Raw genomic sequence first — 18,074 nt, 5'->3', positions numbered from 1 at the left:
ATAAATAATTGTTTTACTAAAATCTGACAAATAACAATAAATTAATATAACTCCATTTGAAATAGAGTAGCTATGTGTTTTTTAAGCACATTTTTCACTTCAGACAAATTTAATTCGTGACCAAGTTCCTTTTGCATAGAAGTCACATCCTTATCATCTATCCCACAGGGAATTATATTTTTGAAATAATCCAGGTCTGCATTTACGTTAAAGGCAAAGCCATGCATCGTTACCCAGCGGCTGCAGCGAACACCTAATGCACATATTTTTCTTGCTTTTTCATTGTCAGCGTCCAGCCATACCCCTGTAAATCCAGGATATCTGCCAGCGGTAATTCCATAATCACCAAGTGTCAGGATAACTGCTTCTTCGAGTGTTCTGAGGTATAAATGGATATCGGTAAAGAAATTATCCAGATCCAGGATCGGGTATCCTACAATCTGGCCAGGCCCATGATAGGTAATATCACCACCACGGTTAGTTTTATAATAAGAAGCATTTTTTTCTTTCAGACCTTCTTCGTCCAGTAAAAGATATTCCGGATGTCCGCTTTTTCCCAGCGTATAAACATGAGGATGTTCACAAAATATCAGGAAATTAGGAGTTTCATCAGTTATCTCCTGTATTCTGTTGTTTGTTTTAACGGCAATAGTATCTTTGAAAATAAGTTCCTGGTTATTCCAGGCATCCTGATAATCCACCAATCCCCAGTCAACAAATTTCACTTTCTTGTTCATTTCTATCAAAGTTTAGGCAACTATGTATCCGAGCATATAACCATCTGCAGTTTTAAAATAGCTCGCTGTTAAAATTCTTCTCCCCTGCGGCAAATCTACAAAAGCAGTCAGTGTTCCTTCTTCCTTCAAGTCAAAAGGCTGTATATGAATATGTTTTTTAAATTCCAGTCCTTTTTTACCGTACCATTTATAGATAGCTTCTTTTACACACCAGCAAACATAAAGCCCATCGGTATTATCCCCGATATGTAACAACTCGGGAGCGGACAGGAACTTTTGCTGAATACGGTGAATTTTCGGTTCGATCCTTTCAATATCTACGCCTACCCCATTTTTTTTACCAATCATAACGACAGCGTAATCAAAAGAGTGGCTTAATGAAATCGTATAATCAGAATTAACCAGATACGGCTTGCCATGTTCATCAATCCGGCAATCGATATAGTCTGCTGTATTTAGCATGGTTCGCAAAAGTAATCGCGTACTTAGCCAGTGCAACAGCCGTTTACCGTTGTTCAGAGTAGCCAGAAAATCCAGTTCATGCTGCTTTAACTGCAACCCTGAAATCAGGTCTTCTTCCCGCTCTTCAATTTTCCATACCGCAAGCGTGGTTTGATCGTCAACGTCTTTATTATAGATTACAGGCATCGTATTTAAAAAATCAATGCAAAAGTATCTTAAATTAATCATAATTTCGCCCAAAGACTTTACAAATGATACTTTCCGATAAGCGTATTCTAGAAGAGATTGACAAAGGTGCAATAATTATTGAACCCTTTGATCCAGGTTGTTTAGGCACAAATTCCTATGATGTTCATTTGGGAAAATACCTGGCGACTTATACTGACAGGGTACTTGATGCCAGGGCACATAATAAAATTCAGCATTTTGAAATCCCAAAAGACGGCTTTGTTTTACAGCCGGGAACTTTATATCTGGGTGTAACCCTTGAATATACAGAAACACATGCACATGTTCCTTTTCTTGAAGGAAAATCGAGCACCGGACGTTTAGGAATTGACATCCATGCTACCGCCGGAAAAGGCGACGTAGGTTTCTGCAATACCTGGACACTTGAAATTTCATGTGCACAGCCAGTCAGAATTTATGCGGGTATGCCTATCGGGCAACTGATTTATTTTGTGGTGGAAGGGGACATCGAAAAGATGTATAATGCTAAAGATGATGCGAAATATAGTAACAAAACTACCAAGCCGGTAGAAAGCATGATGTGGAAGAACCATTTTTAAACTTTGCATTAATAATATAGCATTTGAGCCTCAATATAACTATATTGAGGCTCTATTTTTTACTCTATATTATGAAAACCAAATATATTTACGCCTGCCTTTTTTTACTGGTATGCGCACTTTCTTCCGCTTTCAGATTAGCAGATGACCCCTTCGAAACGCTTCTAAAAAAACTTACGGATTACAATGAGGAGAACCCTCAGGAAAAAGTTCACCTGCACCTGGACAAACCTTATTATGCCATCGGCGATAATATATGGTTCAAAGCTTATGTAACCGATAACTCTACTAATCAGCTCTCTAAAATCAGTAATATTTTATATGTAGACCTGATTAATGAAAATGACTCCGTAAAACGCCAGCTCAAACTTCCGCTGGAATCCGGATTATCCTGGGGAGATTTCAAGCTGACTGATACCCTGCCGGAAGGGAATTACAGGATCAGGGCCTACACCCAGTGGATGAGAAATGCCGGTCCTGATTTTTTCTACGATAAGACCATAAAAATTGGCAATGCATGGTCGAACAAGGTCTTAACCAGCACGAAATATACTTATAGCAAAACTGGCAATGAAGATCATGTAAATGCAGTAATTACGTTTACAGACAAAAAAGGACAGCCTTATGCAGAGGCCTCTGTGAATTATATTGTACAGCTCAAAGATAAAACAGTAGAAAGAGGTAAAGCGGTGACCAATGCACAGGGAGCTGTGACGATTTCGTTCAACAGTAAATTATCAGATAGCTTTGTATCCGGTAAAATAACTGCGACACTTACTTTACCGGGCAAAGAAAAAATAGTAAAGACTATTCCGGTTAAAGCAGTCTCAGATGCAGTTTCTGTCCAGCTGTTTCCTGAAAGCGGGAACCTGGTAGAAGACCTGCCTTCAAGGGTGGGTATAAAAGCAGTTAATTCTTCTGGTCTTGGTGAAAACGTTTCGGGTGTTATTGCAGATAATGACGGCGCAGAAGTACTGACCTTCAAAACTACACACCTGGGCATGGGTAGTTTCGTGCTGAACCCCCAGCCGGGAAAAACCTATACGGCTAAAATTAAGCTGAAAGACGGTACTGTTCAGAACGTTCCCCTACCTAAAGCACTTACTACCGGCTATGTAATGACGGTAAACAATACAGATAGCAACAAAGTAAATGTTAAACTTCTGATCAGTGAACCTTTATTGAATAAAGGGGAAATGAAACTGGTTATCCAGCATAACAATGCGGTATCGACCGTATTAAAAGTAGCGACCATCAAACAGGTCAGCATGCTTGCACTGAATAAAAAAGATCTGCCTTCGGGAATACTCCATTTCACTTTGTTTACACCAGACAATATTCCCGTAGGTGAAAGACTAATCTTTATTAATAACTCTGCAGATCAGATGGATGCCGAATTGCTGAATTTAAAGAAAACATATGGTATCAGAGAAAATGTACCGCTGGAGATATCTGCTAAAGATGAAGGAAAACCAACTATAGGCAGCTTTTCTGTTGCGGTAACTAATGCCAGCATTATTGCCCCCGATGCTGACAATGAGAGTAATATTTTCACCTCTTTATTATTGAGTTCAGACCTGAAAGGATATATTGAAAAACCCAATCAGTATTTCCGCGATAACAGTAAACAAACCAGGGAGAATCTGGATCAGCTGATGCTGACACAAGGCTGGAGCAGATTACTCTGGAAAGATGTTATGGGCAATACACTGACAAAACCTGTTTTCTCTGCCGAGAAGTCTCTAAAAGTTAGTGGAACAGTGACCACCCCCGGAGGAAAACCAATTCCTAATGGCAAGGTTACCATATTTTCGAACGCCGGTGGGATTTTCATGCTTGATACTTTAACAGATGCAAAAGGTCACTTTAACTTTGATAACCTTACGTTTGGGGACAGCACAAAATTTGTTGTCCAGGCAAGAAATGCAAAAGACAAAAAGTTTGTAGAAATTAGCATAGACCGTGTTCCAGGACAAATAGTTACCAAAAATAAAAATACAGGCGATATTGAAGTCAATGTAAATGAGGCTATACAAAGCTATATCATCAAGAGTGAGAATTATTTTGACGATCTGACCAAAAGGGGCTTATTGGAAAGAAGTCATACGCTTGATCAGGTAAATATTGTGCAACAGAAAATACAGGCAAAAAACTCCGCGAATTTAAATGGTGCCGGCCGTGCCGATGCGATTATCAGAGCTGCAGATTTAAGTTACTGCACAACTTTATCTCAATGTTTACAAGGGAGGGTTGCCGGGTTAGTGATCCGGGATGGAAAGGCTTTTCTGATCAGAAATAATAATATACCAATGAACATTGTTCTGGATGGAACCAGCGTCGGCGTAGATTTCCTGGACAACATTCAGTCTACCGATGTAGAAACTATTGAGGTTTTAAAAAGTGGTAGTAATACAGCTATATATGGATCTCAGGGAGCAGGAGGGGTTTTAATCATCACGACAAAAAGAGGCGGAGATACTGGCTATACCAGATATGCACCCGGAGTGGTTACGACTACACCAGCAGGTTACTATGCCGTAAGACAGTTTTATTCTCCTAAATACGATAATCCGCAAACCATAAGAGCCGCCGATAAGAGAACTACAGTTTACTGGAACCCGCATTTAACAACTACCACTACAGGTACTGCTAAATTTAATTTCTACAATACAGACGAATCCGGAACTTATAGAGTTGTTATAGAAGGAATCAATGCCGAAGGTCATCCGGCCAGAAAAGTATATACTTACGAAGTAAAATAAATAAGCTATGAACACAATAAATGTGACAATAAAAGACCGTTTAGCGCTAATAACTCTTAACAGGGGTAAGTCTAATGCCCTGAACAGGGAAATGATTACTGAGCTTACTGATATGCTCCATAATATAGCCAATGATGACAATATTGGCGGTGTAATCATCGCAGGCAGGGAGAATTTCTTTTCTGCCGGCCTCGACCTGATTGAGCTGTATGGTTATAATGAAGAAGAGGCTGAATCTTTCTGGCATTTATTTCTTGATTTCATCGCAAAAATCACAGCTTTTAAAAAACCTATGGTTGCTGCAATCAATGGTCATTCCCCTGCCGGAGGATGTGTCATCGCCCTGGCTTGTGATGCCAGAATAATGGCCGAAGGCAAATTTATTATTGGTCTGAATGAAGTTCCTGTTGGAATTATTGTACCTGAAAGTATTTTCAGCCTATACGCTTTCTGGCTAGGAAAGGGACATGCGGCAAGGAGTCTGCTGGAAGGGAAATTATTCAGTCCGGAAGAAGCTTTAGCAATTGGCCTGGTAGATGAACTGGTTAACCAGGATAGCATTATGACTGCTGCTGAACGCAGGATAAGAAAATATATGGCTTTAGAGCCTAATACCTGGCAGCAGAGTAAACTGAACATCAGAAAAGAGCTGATTACTGCAACTGCTGCTGATCAGTCTGAGGCCTTAAAAATTATGCTCGCACAATGGTGGTCTCCATCCACCAGAAATATTTTGAAAATGATCATTGATAACCTGCAAAAGAAATAAGCTATGTATAATCAACCGATGTTAAGAGATGATGCTTTAAAAGGCAAAACAATTGTAATTACAGGCGGCGGTACTGGTCTGGGCAAGGCTATGGGAACGTACTTTCTAAAACTTGGCGCAAACCTGGTCATTACGAGCCGTAAAGGTGATGTATTACAAAAGACAGCTGATGAGCTGGAAAAAGAGACAGGTGGCAAAGTGCTGGCTGTAACCTGTGATGTACGTGATTACGAGCAGGTAGAAAATGTACTGGCAGAAACGCTTAAGACATTTGGACGGGTGGATAGCCTGCTGAACAATGCAGCGGGAAATTTCATCTCTCCTACTGAACGTTTATCAGCCAATGCCTTTTCTACAGTGATAGATATCGTTTTAAAAGGGTCCGTTAATTGTACGCTTGCGTTTGGTAAACACTGGATCAAAGAAAAACAAGCGGCAAGCATTTTAAATATTGTGACTACCTATGCTTTTACGGGTTCGGCTTTCGTTGTGCCTTCGGCCTGTGCTAAAGGTGGCGTACTGGCTATGACCCGCTCATTGGCTGTTGAATGGGGGAAATATGGAATCCGGACGAATGCGATTGCACCTGGTCCTTTTCCTACTAAAGGTGCATGGGAACGTCTGCTTCCAGGCGATCTGGCAGAAAAATTTGATTTTAAAAACCGTGTTCCCCTGAAACGTGTTGGTGAACATCAGGAACTGGCCAATCTCGCAGCCTTCCTGGTCAGCGATTTCTCCGGATATATTAACGGTGAAGTGATTAGTATTGATGGCGGTGAATGGCTGCAGGGAGCCGGACAATTCAATGGACTGGAAGCAATTCCGAATGAGATGTGGGATGCTTTTGAACAAATGACCCGATCAGCTAAAGGAAGTTAAACTGCTCTTAAAGCTATAATTCTTAAAGATAAGAGACTGTTTAAAATTATTTTTAAACAGTCTCTTAATAATAACTTATTTTTGTGTCATGTCAACAGAAACAAAAGAAGAAACATTTACACTCGAAGAGATCTTAACCTCACTTAAAACCTCACACAGGTTGATTTTATGGAATGATGATGTAAATACTTTTGACCATGTAATTTACTGTATGACAAAATATCTTGATTATACGGATTCACAAGCAGAGAAAATTGCCTGGGAAGTACACAATAAAGGTAAATGTGCTGTTTTGGAAGGTTCTTTCACTGAAATGGAAGTTTACCGTAAAATCCTTCAGCAGGAAGGATTAACGGTAACTGTAGACTAAAATCTTATTCCAGCTTACTGATTAAGGTAGTTAACTCTTGCTGGGTAGCCTGTGTTTTATCTCTGGCATACCATAGGTGCAGGCGTTCGGCCAGTTCAAACATATCGGATATCTCAGTTTTCCACTCATTTAATAAATGCTGCAGGACATCGGGCCTTGGGCCCCATTTCGAAATCAGCTCACCATTTGCATCCAATATTAACAATACTGGAATAGCCCTGCCCCCATTAGTCAGGTGCGCATCTATCAATGGCAGGTTTTTATCCCTGAGCACTAAACGTAAAGTAAATTTATCTGGTGCGAGCTGAGTCATTTTATCAAAGAGAGGTACAATCTGTGCCGCATCTCCGCACCAACCCTCGGAAATTACCAGTAACTGATAGTTATTTTTCAGTTGACCAATAGCCTGAATAAAATCTTCGCTGAGCACAGCAGTTTTATCAACCCTGCGCATCCGCTGTACGTTCATTTTACTATAGTGCAGCATAGCATCGCTATTGTCTTCACCTGTTGTTTTATTGCTTTTAAGAAGAGAATCTATCAAATCTCTATATTGAGAATAGGTCAATCCTTCATTCACAAAAATATTACTGTAATTCATCATAATTCCGCTGTAATAAAATAGTTACCCCCTGTTTTTTTCATTCCCACGCCGTTACTTTGCCGCTATATAAAAACCATAAATACAGACTATTCTAAATGAAGAAATATCTTTATAAATTTCTATTTGTAACACTCATTATTTGCACTGTAATCTTTCAGCTACATGCACAAAATCTGCCTAACGGTAAACTTACAGGAAAAGTAGTAGACATCCAAAATAATGAAACAGTTCCTTTTGCGACAGCAGTATTAATTAATAGAAAAACAAAAGCAACAGTAAAAGTAGCTCAGACGGATGCAGACGGGGCATTAATTATGAATGATGTACCTGCGGGTGTATTTACCTTTAAAATCAGCTATGTTGGCTACCAGACCATGGTGAGAGATTCTGTTGCTATCACCAAAACTCAGCGGCTGATTAATTTAGGTACCATAAAAATGAAACCCGCAAAAGGAAATGTGCTGAGTGAAGTAACTATTACAGGTCAAAAAAGCCCGATCCAGCTGGGGATTGACAAGAAAGTTTTCGCTGTAGACCAGAGTTTGGTCAGTGAAGGTGGTTCTGCTGGTGATTTATTACAGAATGTCCCTTCTGTACAAACTGATGTTGATGGCAATGTGAGTCTGAGGGGTTCTACTGGTGTAAAAGTTTTAATAGACGGTAAACCTTCTCTGATTGCAGGTGGTGATGTGGCGCAGGTACTGGCTTCTATTCCCGCCAGCTCTATTGAAACTGTAGAGGTGATTACCAATCCTTCTTCAAAATATGACGCAGAAGGCCAGTCTGGTATTATCAACATTGTATTGAAAAAGAATACGAAACTGGGCTTTAACGGAAATGTTGCCCTGACAGCTGGTAACAGAGATAATTATAATGGGAATATGAGTTTAAGTTTCCAGAATAAGAAAGTTAATATCTATGGAAATTATGGTTATCGCTATGGCAACCGTCCAGGTGGTGGTTATAATAATATCCAGTACCTGACCCGCAAAGACTCTCTGGCTTATGCAGATCAGCTTAATAAATGGAAATCAGTTGATAAAACCCATAATGCAAAAGCTGGCCTGGATTATTACCTGACAGATAAAGATATTTTAAGCTTTTCGGCAGGATTCAATAGCAGGGAAAATGACCGTACAGAATTTATTGATATTAATAAATACAGGCAAGGAAGGGTTCCCCTTGAATTTAGCAAGCGGGTGAATACGAATAACGGGACAGGACATAGCTATGATTTAAATTTCGATTATAGCCATAAGTTTAAACCTAACCAGGAACTGACTTTTAATTTTGGCTACGCAACCGGAACAAATGATAATTTTCAGCTTTACAATACTTCGGTATATAGTGTAAACGGGCTGCCTGTTTCACAGGACCCCAATTTACTGAACAATACGAATGACGGAAATAATAAGAACTACAATATACAGCTGGATTATACCATGCCGCTGGGCAAATTAGGAAAAATAGAGACGGGCTACAGAAGCCAGATCAAGTTTTCTGATGCCAATACAGTAGCTAAAAAGTTTGACAATGCTTCGGGAACTTATGTAGATAACCTCCCTTTGTCAAATACTTTTGATAGTAAAGATCAGGTTCATGCGATTTATTTAAATTATCAGAACCAGATTAAGAATTTCGGTTACCAGTTTGGCCTGAGAGCTGAGGATGCTTTACTGAATACAAATTCTGGTGGTTATGATCAGACGAATCAATTTAGTACTGCGCCTGCCCGTATCGCTTATACAAGGTTATATCCAAGTGTTTATTTAACGCAGAAGTTTAAGGGTGAACAGCAAATCCAACTGAGCTATACAAGAAGGGTAAACAGGCCGAGACCTTGGGACACGAACCCGTTTATTGATTATTCTGACCCGCTGAACTGGCGTAAGGGTAACCCAAACCTGCTGCCTGAAGATGTACACTCTTTTGAGTTAGGATATAGTAAATTCTGGCCTAAAGTGACTTTAATTTCAAGCGCCTATGTAAGACAAACGAATGATCTGATCCAAAGGGTACGCTCTATTCCTGATGCAGATGGTGTTATTATCACTACCCCTCAGAATTTAACGAGAGATCTTTCAAGCGGACTGGAGTTTATCGCGAAAGTTGATGCACTAAAGATTTGGAATTTCACAGGAAACGTAAATATTTACCACAGTAAGATTGATGCAGTACCTGCTTATCAGATTGCTGGCAATTCAGGCTTTAGCTGGAATGCTAACCTGACTAATAATATTATATTGCCACATAGTATTACGCTTCAGATCAGAGCGGATTATAATTCATCGCAGGTTATGGCTCAGGGCACGAGAAAGGCGATGTACGGGGTTGATGGTGGTGCGAAATACGATTTTAAAAATAAGAAGGCTTCACTTAGCTTAAATGTGAGGGATATCTTTAATACCAGGAAATGGGGCATAATTACGGAAGACGCAAACTCTATTGTCGCATTCCAAAGATACCAGCAAGGACCAGTAGGAAACCTGACCTTTTCTTACAGATTTGGAAAAACCAGTTTTACAAAGAAAAATAAGAAACCAGAACAACAGGAGAGTAAACCGGACGAAGGTTCCTTTTAAGGAAGCTTCGTCTAGGGGATTTTCTGAAAGGTTTTAAAAAAAACAGTTCAGATTTCTGACGGAATTCCTCTGAAACGAGGAATAAGGCCAGAAATTTGAACTGTTTTTTTTTAAAACTCATAAGTAAATCACACATGACATCGGGCTTTCCTTCTGCGTCATGGGAAATAAAAACCTACCGGATAATATGTTATTTTTAAGAGGTACGTTTAGGCGAGACCTATAATTCCAGACAACGTTCTGGAGATAATCCTTTAAATATATTTTAGACAGCGCCTTAGGAATAGCCTCTTGAAGATATTTTAGACAGCGCCTTAGGAATAGCCTCTTGAAGATATTTTAGACAGCGCCTTAGGAATAGCCTCTTGAAGATATTTTAGACAGCGCCTTAGGAATAGCCTCTTGAAGATATTTTAGACAACGCCTTAGGAATAGCCTCTTGAGGATATTTTAGACAGCGCCTTAGGAATAGCCTCTTGAAGATATTTTAGACAGCGCCTTAGGAATAGCCTCTTGAGGATATTTTAGACAGCGCCTTAGGAATAGCCTCTTGAGGATATTTTAGACAGCGCCTTAGGAATAGCCTCTTGAAGATATTTTAGACAGCGCCTTAGGAATAGCATCTTGAAGATATTTTAGACAGCGCGAAACATAATTTTCAGGGAATCCCCCCGATTAAGCGTTCCAGATGATAGTTTTCAACCGCTCTTCGAGCTGTGCCAGTTCATTACGGACATCCATAGTGATTTCTATAGAATGACAATAATCGTCATCATTCAGAACCTGCTGCAATGCCGCTATTCCAAGTTTAAGATCATCTTTCAGCTCCCCGGTTGGCCATACATAAACACGACCAAATTGTACGAGACAAAAAGCCGCAGCTCTAAGTACATCAGCACTATCTTTGTTGAGTTCTTCTGACAAGGTTTTACGGACGTAAGCTGGCAGGCCTGTTTTTTTCATCATCAAGCCATACCAGTCGGCAGCGCCATCATTATCCCATGGTTGATCTCCCCACATATGATTTTTGATTTGTCTGAATTGTTAATTAGTAGTAGAACAGTTTATTGTACAAATTGTTGCTATTTCTTCCGCTAAACATAGTAATTTTTCAGATTTCACTATACAGTTATGAACTTCTACTGCTTTTGTTAAAGGCCTTTGGGGCTCCTATTATAAATATACAATAGCCGGTTTTTAGAAATTTTGTAACTTGCGGACATGGAAGACCACAATCCCTGGACTATTTTAGATAGCCGCAAGATTTATGAGAATAATTGGATTGGGCTAACCGAACACCAGGTAATCAATCCCTCTGGCGGGAAAGGTATTTATGGAGAGGTCCATTTCCGGAATTATGCCATAGGCATTTTACCATTGGACGAAGAGATGAATACCTGGATTGTGGGTCAATACCGTTTTCCGCTTAAAGCCTATAGCTGGGAGATTCCTGAAGGAGGCGGCCCATTGGATTTACCGCCGCTGGATAGCGCTAAACGTGAGCTGCAGGAAGAGACCGGTCTGGCTGCCAGTGAATGGACAGAGATACAAAGAATGCATCTGTCAAACTCAGTAAGCAATGAGCTTGCGATCATTTATGTGGCAAAAGGACTCACTATGGGACAGGCCGAGCCAGAAGAAACTGAAGAGCTCGTTTTACGGAAGTTGCCCTTTGAAGAAGCTTATCAAATGGCAATGGACGGCAGGATCACAGATAGTATGAGCGTTGCAGCATTATTGAAAACCAAAATATTATTACTCGAAGGCAAACTATAGAAATCATATGAACAAATTTTTGGGATATATCTTTACTCCTGTATTTTACATTTTCTTTTTCCTCACCCTGATCATCTTTCAGCCAATTCAATGGATATGCTTTCGCTTTTTTGGCTATAAAGCACATAAGGTATCGGTAGATTACCTGAATTTTTTCCTGACCTACTGCCAGGTGTTTTTAGGTAATTCAACAACGTTTGTTAATCAGCAGGACCTGCCGGCTGACAGACCGATTATTTTTGTAGCCAATCACCAGAGTATGTACGATATTCCCGGAATCATCTGGTTTTTAAGGAAACATCATGTGAAGTTCATCTCAAAAATTGAACTGACAAAGGGGATCCCATCGATATCTTTTAACCTGAAACATGGGGGTGGTGCCAACATTAACCGTAAAGATAGCAAACAGGCAGTGTCTGAGATTATTAAATTAGGCCGCAGAATGAAAGATAATACCTGGTCTGCAATGATCTTTGCCGAAGGTACCAGGGCAAAAGATGGCCGGATGAAACCTTTCCAGGTTGGTGGGATTGCAACCTTACTGAAGGCTGCGCCCAATGCAATGATCGTTCCGATAGCTATCGAGAACTCATGGAAAATTGTACAGTACGGGGCTTTCCCGTTAAGTTGTGGAGAAAAGATTAAATGGACTGTCCTTCGTCCTGTTCAAACGGCAGGTCTGAATCCCGAAGAATTGACACTGGCAGCTGAACAGGCTATCAGAAAAGCCTTAAATCAATAATTTATTTAAAGCTGATTGCAGGATTAGATATTCTTGTTCTCTATACGCTTAAAAAATTCATCCCGGTAGGTATCTCCTATTGGAATTATCTTTCCGCAGATCGCAATCCGGCTGCGCTCTATACTCTCTATTTTATCGAGCGCAATAATATAAGATTTATGTACCCGGATAAATTGGGCCGATGGCAATGTCTCTTCCATCTTTTTCATATTCTGAAGCGTAATTACCCGCTCAGACTTTGTGAAAATTGAAATGTAATCTTTCAGCCCTTCAATATAAAGAATATCATTCAGCTCAATCTTCTGAATTTTATGTTCCGTCTTTACAAAGATAAAATCCTGAACTGGCTGTATTGCCGCAGGCACAGGTGTTACCACAGCGACCGGAGCAGGCACGGCTATAGTTTCTGTATTATTTTTATACTGATTATGCACCTTTTCAACAGCTTTATAAAATCTGTCAAAAGCAATCGGTTTTAGTAAATAGTCGGAAACATTCAAATCATAGCTTTCCAGCGCATACTGTGAATAAGCGGTGGTTAAAATGTAACTGGCCTTATTATTAGCAATTTTAAGAAACTGAATTCCCGTCAGATCCGGCATCTGTACATCCAAAAACACTAAATCTATCCCCCCGGCCTGAACAAGCTGCAAAGCCTCAATCGCATTTTCTGTCCTTTTAACCAACTCCAGAAAGGGTACTTTTGAGACATAATCTTCAATGATATCCAGCGCTAAAGGCTCATCATCTACGGCTATACATTTTAATATCATTTGTAATTATTTTATTTTTTTGACTGTCTTTATATATCAAGCATCAGCTCACTTGTATAATGGGTAGCCGAATTTACAATATTTAACTTATACCTTTCAGGATAAAGTAACTGCAGACGACGCTCTACATTATTTAAGCCTACCCCACCTACCTGATCTTTATTCCCATTACTTTTCTTATTCGTGATGCTGAAATGCAGGATCTTCTGGTTAGCAATAATATTTATACGGATAGGATCATTAGGATCGTTTGCAACCCCATGCTTAAAGGCATTTTCCACAAAAGAGATCAGAATCAATGGAATGATCTGCTGATCATCAATTTCGCCATTCAGCGTCATTTCTACAGCAGCACCATTTTTGAATCTTAACTTTTGCAGCTCAATATAACTTTGCACATACTCAATTTCTTTACTTAAGGCCACCCAGCTATCATTACTCTCATAAATCATATAACGCATAATTTCTGATAACTTCAGGATAGCATCTGCCGTTTTATCTGATTTCTGATAAGCCAGCGAATAGATATTGTTTAATGAATTGAATAGAAAATGCGGATTAAGCTGCGACTTCAGAAATTGCAGCTCCATATCCTTTTTTTCTGTCTCAAGGCTACGCTGAATACGGGTGTTGCTAAACCAGTCAAGCATGAACTTAATCAGACAGCTCGAAATGATAAAGAATCCGGAAACAAATACAGTCACAGTCAGATAAGAAGTCAGGCTCTTATATTCAATCGCACCAGTTTTAGGGTTGTTATATTGAAGGATTATGTCCCTGTAAAGTACCGCCAAAACTGTTTTAACTCCAGCCATTAAGATGATCAGCACAATGATAGAGATTACATAAAACCAGTATCTCTTGAGCAGCTGAGGGATGAGCAGCGTATAGTTAATATAAAATATAGAAATGTTAATAATAGAGTAATAACCAAAACCTACCAGTAATTCTGATCTGGTTATCGGTTCTTTACTAAAAAGCATCGCCAGCCCTATAATTCCGCCGATAATCAGCCAGTAAACAGAATGCGCTATCAATGCTCTTTTATCGTTCATTTGAATTTATTATTAGCTGCAGACTTCTCTGCTTAAGGTTCCAAAGTAGTGAAAGTAACGTTTTTCATCCATAGCTTTCGACGAACTGGCATTTTTCTTCTACGAACTCTTAAAAACAACACCTGCCCATCTTGATCAGCAAAATTACCCGTTTATCTATAATAATATCCACTTGGTATAAAACATTTTAGTGAGAATTATTTTATAAGTCTATTTGTTTCATCAAAACGAAACAATTATGAAAACAGCATCTATTACATATAACAATAGTTTAAATAACAGACTGCAGGATTCATATCGTTTAGAAATCAGCAAACTGAATAATGTAAATACTTATATCATGAAAAAATTAACGAATGTCTCTCCATTTATCCTTTTGCTGATCCCAGTTTTTGTAATGATGATTTTTGCAGTAACCGGAAATAAAAGCATCACTCAGCATGATGAGCTGAGTGTGAAATCTGCTCCGGTAAATGAAATTGCAAAAACTACTTATTACCAGGTGAAATAACCCTGGGCACTCCCTTATAATTTAGTTTTTAGTTAATAGTTAATTAAAATGGTGACTGGATGGTCCCCATTTTTTTTTTGTTATTATATTTTGAAACTAAAGAATTAGTTTATACATTTATATAACTACTTTTTTAGTTCTAACCTAAACCCAAGAAAACTAGCTATATGGAAATTAAAGATCTCACAAAAGCCGAAGAACAACTGATGCAGATTGTCTGGCAAATTGAAAAAGGATTCGTCAAAGATGTGATGGATTTCTTACCCGACCCCAAACCTGCTTACAATACAGTTTCCACTATTATCAGGATACTGGAAGTTAAAGGTTTTATTGGTCATGAGGCCTTTGGAAAAGCACACCGCTATTATGCCCTGATATCAAAAGAAGATTATAAACGACATGCAACCGAAAAATTATTGGGTAGCTATTTCGAAAACTCAGTAGAGAGTATGTTTTCCTTTTTTGTGAAGGAAGAAAAGATGGATGTAAGTGATGTGGATGAAATTCTTAAAATGATCAGCAAACTTAAAGACAAATCAAAATGACGTGGGCCCATTACTTTCTGCAAGTAAATATATACCTGGTTATATTTTACGCATTCTATAAATTGTTACTGGATAAAGAAACCTACTTTGTGCTGAACAGGATATACCTGATTGCTGCAGGCGGACTCTCTCTGATTATCCCATTTTTAAGACCCGAATGGTTCGTCAGACAGCCAGCAACCCAACAAATCAAGATCAGTATCGACCAGCTGAATATGATGATGGCACAAGGTACTGTCTCACCAGATGAAAATCATCAGTTCAGCCTGATTAAAGCGCTTGTAATCGTTTATCTTATTGGAGTACTATTTTTCCTTGTCCGGTTTATTTTTCAGCTGTATGCGGTTAAAAAAATGCTTACAGGAACACACACCACAGGCATGGCCTTTTCCTTCTTTGGTCAGAAAGTAATCGATCCTGCAATCCCGGGATTAGCTACGATCGAAAGGCATGAAGATATCCATATCCGACAGCACCATACACTGGATATCCTCTTTTTCGAACTGCTCGGAATTCTTGTCTGGTGTAATCCGGTGATCTTTTTATATAAAACGACTATCCGGAATATCCATGAATATCTGGCAGACGAAGAAGCCGCAATATTTCAGGGGGACAAAGAAGCTTATGCTATGCTGATCCTGAGCCAGTCATTTGGAGTAGATCAAAATGTATTAACCAATAGTTTTTTCAACAAATCACTAATTAAAAAACGAGTATTTATGCTGTACAAACAACGCTCCGCAAAAACAGCTATATTGAAATATGGCTTGTTTTTACCCCTGTTCGCAGTCACTTTACTATTATCGTCTGCGACAATCAGCAGGAATGAAAGCTTAAAGGAGGCAGCAGAAAAAATCTCTGCCCCGATTTCTATTCCAGCGTCACCATTTGAATCAGCATTACCAACACCGACCCGCAGCATTGTTAAAAAAGAAACAGGCATATGGGGCCCGTTTTATCAATATCTGGCTAAAAACATCAAGTATCCGGCTATTGCTTATCAGGAGCAGCTGCAAGGAAATGTAACGATTAAGTTTGCGCTTCAAAATGGCGAAATTAAGAATGTCGGTGCAATCAATCAACTGGGTTCTGGCTGTGATGCTGCAGTCATGAAGACTATCCTGGATTTTGAAGACTTTAAGTCGGCTGAGAATGGACAGTTTACCATTACAGTGGCTTTCAGACTTGACGGTGCAAATACCCCAGTGGAAAATAAAGCTAACATCACATTAAAAGGTTATAAACCTTTGAAATTAATCACCATTACGGCTTACAATAGCAAAAAACCTGAGAACAATGATGCTAAAGTTTATGATTTTGTTTCCATCACTAAACAGCCCGAATTCCCGGGAGGAATGGATAAATTTTATAAATACCTTGCAGCAAGCGTCAGATATCCGGAAGAAGCCATCAGGAACAACATCCAGGGGAAAGTATTTCTATCGTTTATTGTAGAAAAAGATGGACAATTAAAGGATATCAAAGTAGAACGTAAACTTGGGGGAGGAACTGACGAAGAAGCAGTAAGGCTTTTACAGAATTCTCCAAAATGGACACCAGGTTATCAGAATGAATCCCCGGTTCGTGTGAAATATAATATCCCGATCTCTTTTACAATGACAGGGCCGGATCATAAAGTTCCGCCACCGCCACCAGCCAGACCACCGGCAAATGCTTTATATATTATAGATGGTAAAAAGGTAACAGATCAGGAAGCGATGCAGGATCTATCCCCAAATGATATTGAATCAATGACCGTTTTAAAAAATGAAAATGCCACAACACTTTATGGTGAAGCAGGCAAAAACGGGGTAATCGTCATTACCACTAAAAAGAAGAATTAAATTCCCTGAGCTATTTAACACAAAACCCCAGCTAAAATAGCCGGGGTTTTGTGTTAAATCCTTGTCTCGTTGTCTAAATCTATTAAACTTCTTCCTCAGAAACAAATTTTGCTGAATAAAAGTCTCTATTCATTCTCGCAATGTTTTCTAAAGAAATTCCTTTAGGACATTCAGCTTCACAGGCACCTGTGTTGGTACAGTTACCAAAACCTTCTGCATCCATCTGCGCAACCATACTTTGTACACGACGGTAACGTTCTGGCTGACCCTGAGGCAATAACGCTAATTGTGAGATCTTAGCAGAAGTAAATAACATCGCTGAAGCATTTTTACAGGTAGCCACGCAAGCACCACAACCAATACAAGCCGCAGCCTCAAAAGCCAAATCCGCCTGAAACTTTGGAATTGGCAATGCGTTTGCATCCTGTGCATTACCCGTATTTACTGAAATAAACCCTCCTGCTGCAATAATTCTATCGAATGCAGTACGATCTACGGTTAAATCTTTAATTACCGGAAAAGCCTTTGCTCTCCATGGTTCCACAACAATGGTATCGCCATCTTTGAAAGAACGCATGTGCAGCTGACAGGTAGTAATACCCTCTTTTGGTCCATGTGGTCTTCCGTTGATATACATTGAACATGCACCGCAAATACCTTCTCTGCAATCATGGTCGAAAACAACCGGTTCTTCACCTTTATTAATTAGCTGCTCATTTAAAACGTCGAACATCTCTAAGAAAGACATATCAGGAGAAATTTCTGATATTTTATAGTCTACCAAATTACCTTTGGCTTTGTTATTCTTCTGACGCCAGATTTTCAGCGTTAAATTCATATTTCCTGTACTCATGGTATTGAGATTTTAGTACTAG

The 18,074-nt window shown here is 39.3% G+C and carries 18 protein-coding genes; 11 read left to right on the top strand and 7 right to left on the bottom strand.

The features are described from left to right. Positions 1-41 precede the first annotated feature (41 nt). Positions 42-737, bottom strand: a complete 696-nt coding sequence (lipB, locus tag HDE68_RS07955; RefSeq protein WP_183880722.1) for a lipoyl(octanoyl) transferase LipB — start codon at positions 735-737, stop codon at positions 42-44. A gap of 12 nt (positions 738-749) precedes the next feature. Next, positions 750-1,385 carry a 4'-phosphopantetheinyl transferase family protein gene (locus HDE68_RS07950; RefSeq protein WP_183880720.1) on the bottom strand — a complete coding sequence of 212 codons (636 nt, stop codon included), beginning with the start codon at positions 1,383-1,385 and terminating at the stop codon, positions 750-752. A 65-nt stretch (positions 1,386-1,450) separates the two neighbouring features. Between HDE68_RS07950 and dcd the strand changes: the two genes are divergently transcribed. The 5 genes from dcd (at position 1,451) to HDE68_RS07925 (ending at position 6,767) form a co-directional block, all read left to right on the top strand. Further along, positions 1,451-1,987, top strand: a complete 537-nt coding sequence (dcd, locus tag HDE68_RS07945) for a dCTP deaminase (protein WP_183880718.1) — start codon at positions 1,451-1,453, stop codon at positions 1,985-1,987. Positions 1,988-2,058: 71 nt separating this feature from the next. Next, a complete protein-coding gene (locus HDE68_RS07940) occupies positions 2,059-4,749 on the top strand; it encodes a carboxypeptidase-like regulatory domain-containing protein (RefSeq protein WP_183880716.1) in 2,691 nt (896 codons plus the stop codon). Positions 4,750-4,756: 7 nt separating this feature from the next. Next, positions 4,757-5,518, top strand: a complete 762-nt coding sequence (locus HDE68_RS07935; protein WP_183880714.1) for an enoyl-CoA hydratase/isomerase family protein — start codon at positions 4,757-4,759, stop codon at positions 5,516-5,518. Between the two features lie 3 nt (positions 5,519-5,521). Beyond that, entirely contained in the window at positions 5,522-6,397 is an 876-nt protein-coding gene (locus HDE68_RS07930; protein ID WP_183880712.1) for an SDR family oxidoreductase, read from the top strand. Between the two features lie 88 nt (positions 6,398-6,485). Further along, the gene (locus HDE68_RS07925) at positions 6,486-6,767 is read left to right on the top strand and encodes an ATP-dependent Clp protease adaptor ClpS (RefSeq protein WP_041878221.1); all 282 of its coding nucleotides are present in this window, start codon (positions 6,486-6,488) and stop codon (positions 6,765-6,767) included. Between the two features lie 4 nt (positions 6,768-6,771). Here HDE68_RS07925 and HDE68_RS07920 read toward each other — a convergent pair whose 3' ends face one another. Beyond that, complete coding sequence (locus tag HDE68_RS07920) at positions 6,772-7,371, bottom strand: thioredoxin family protein (RefSeq protein ID WP_260171695.1); 600 nt, start codon at positions 7,369-7,371, stop codon at positions 6,772-6,774. A 95-nt stretch (positions 7,372-7,466) separates the two neighbouring features. Between HDE68_RS07920 and HDE68_RS07915 the strand changes: the two genes are divergently transcribed. Continuing rightward, positions 7,467-9,953 (top strand): TonB-dependent receptor domain-containing protein, encoded by a 2,487-nt coding sequence (locus tag HDE68_RS07915; protein WP_183880709.1) that lies wholly within the window; start codon positions 7,467-7,469, stop codon positions 9,951-9,953. Between the two features lie 675 nt (positions 9,954-10,628). Here HDE68_RS07915 and HDE68_RS07910 read toward each other — a convergent pair. Beyond that, positions 10,629-10,973 (bottom strand): hypothetical protein, encoded by a 345-nt coding sequence (locus tag HDE68_RS07910; RefSeq protein ID WP_183880708.1) that lies wholly within the window; start codon positions 10,971-10,973, stop codon positions 10,629-10,631. Between the two features lie 201 nt (positions 10,974-11,174). Here HDE68_RS07910 and HDE68_RS07905 point away from each other — a divergent pair, with 201 nt between their 5' ends. After that, positions 11,175-11,729, top strand: a complete 555-nt coding sequence (locus tag HDE68_RS07905; RefSeq protein WP_183880706.1) for an NUDIX domain-containing protein — start codon at positions 11,175-11,177, stop codon at positions 11,727-11,729. 7 nt (positions 11,730-11,736) lie between these two features. After that, positions 11,737-12,471 (top strand): lysophospholipid acyltransferase family protein, encoded by a 735-nt coding sequence (locus HDE68_RS07900; RefSeq protein ID WP_183880704.1) that lies wholly within the window; start codon positions 11,737-11,739, stop codon positions 12,469-12,471. Positions 12,472-12,494: 23 nt separating this feature from the next. On the opposite strand, the gene HDE68_RS07895 is transcribed toward HDE68_RS07900, so the two are convergent. Beyond that, the gene (locus HDE68_RS07895; RefSeq protein WP_183880702.1) at positions 12,495-13,244 is read right to left on the bottom strand and encodes a LytR/AlgR family response regulator transcription factor; all 750 of its coding nucleotides are present in this window, start codon (positions 13,242-13,244) and stop codon (positions 12,495-12,497) included. Between the two features lie 29 nt (positions 13,245-13,273). Next, on the bottom strand, positions 13,274-14,299 hold the full coding sequence (locus HDE68_RS07890) for a sensor histidine kinase (RefSeq protein ID WP_183880700.1): 1,026 nt from the start codon (positions 14,297-14,299) through the stop codon (positions 13,274-13,276). Between the two features lie 238 nt (positions 14,300-14,537). On the opposite strand from HDE68_RS07890, the gene HDE68_RS07885 reads away from it, so the two are divergent. From HDE68_RS07885 to HDE68_RS07875, 3 genes are all read left to right on the top strand, one after another. Then, on the top strand, positions 14,538-14,810 hold the full coding sequence (locus HDE68_RS07885; RefSeq protein WP_183880698.1) for a hypothetical protein: 273 nt from the start codon (positions 14,538-14,540) through the stop codon (positions 14,808-14,810). Positions 14,811-14,977: 167 nt separating this feature from the next. Further along, positions 14,978-15,355: a BlaI/MecI/CopY family transcriptional regulator gene (locus HDE68_RS07880; protein WP_183880696.1), complete on the top strand. Its 378-nt coding sequence runs from the start codon at positions 14,978-14,980 to the stop codon at positions 15,353-15,355. Further along, the gene (locus HDE68_RS07875; protein WP_183880694.1) at positions 15,352-17,199 is read left to right on the top strand and encodes a TonB family protein; all 1,848 of its coding nucleotides are present in this window, start codon (positions 15,352-15,354) and stop codon (positions 17,197-17,199) included. The genes HDE68_RS07880 and HDE68_RS07875 overlap by 4 nt, the downstream gene beginning before the upstream one ends. An 82-nt stretch (positions 17,200-17,281) precedes the next feature. Here HDE68_RS07875 and HDE68_RS07870 read toward each other — a convergent pair whose 3' ends face one another. Continuing rightward, complete coding sequence (locus HDE68_RS07870) at positions 17,282-18,052, bottom strand: succinate dehydrogenase/fumarate reductase iron-sulfur subunit (RefSeq protein ID WP_068404143.1); 771 nt, start codon at positions 18,050-18,052, stop codon at positions 17,282-17,284. Positions 18,053-18,074 lie beyond the last annotated feature (22 nt).

The organism is Pedobacter cryoconitis (genome assembly GCF_014200605.1).
Lineage (GTDB): Bacteria > Bacteroidota > Bacteroidia > Sphingobacteriales > Sphingobacteriaceae > Pedobacter > Pedobacter cryoconitis_B.
Note: the sequence above shows the minus strand (reverse complement) of the source record. Positions and strands in the feature narration are given on the sequence as shown.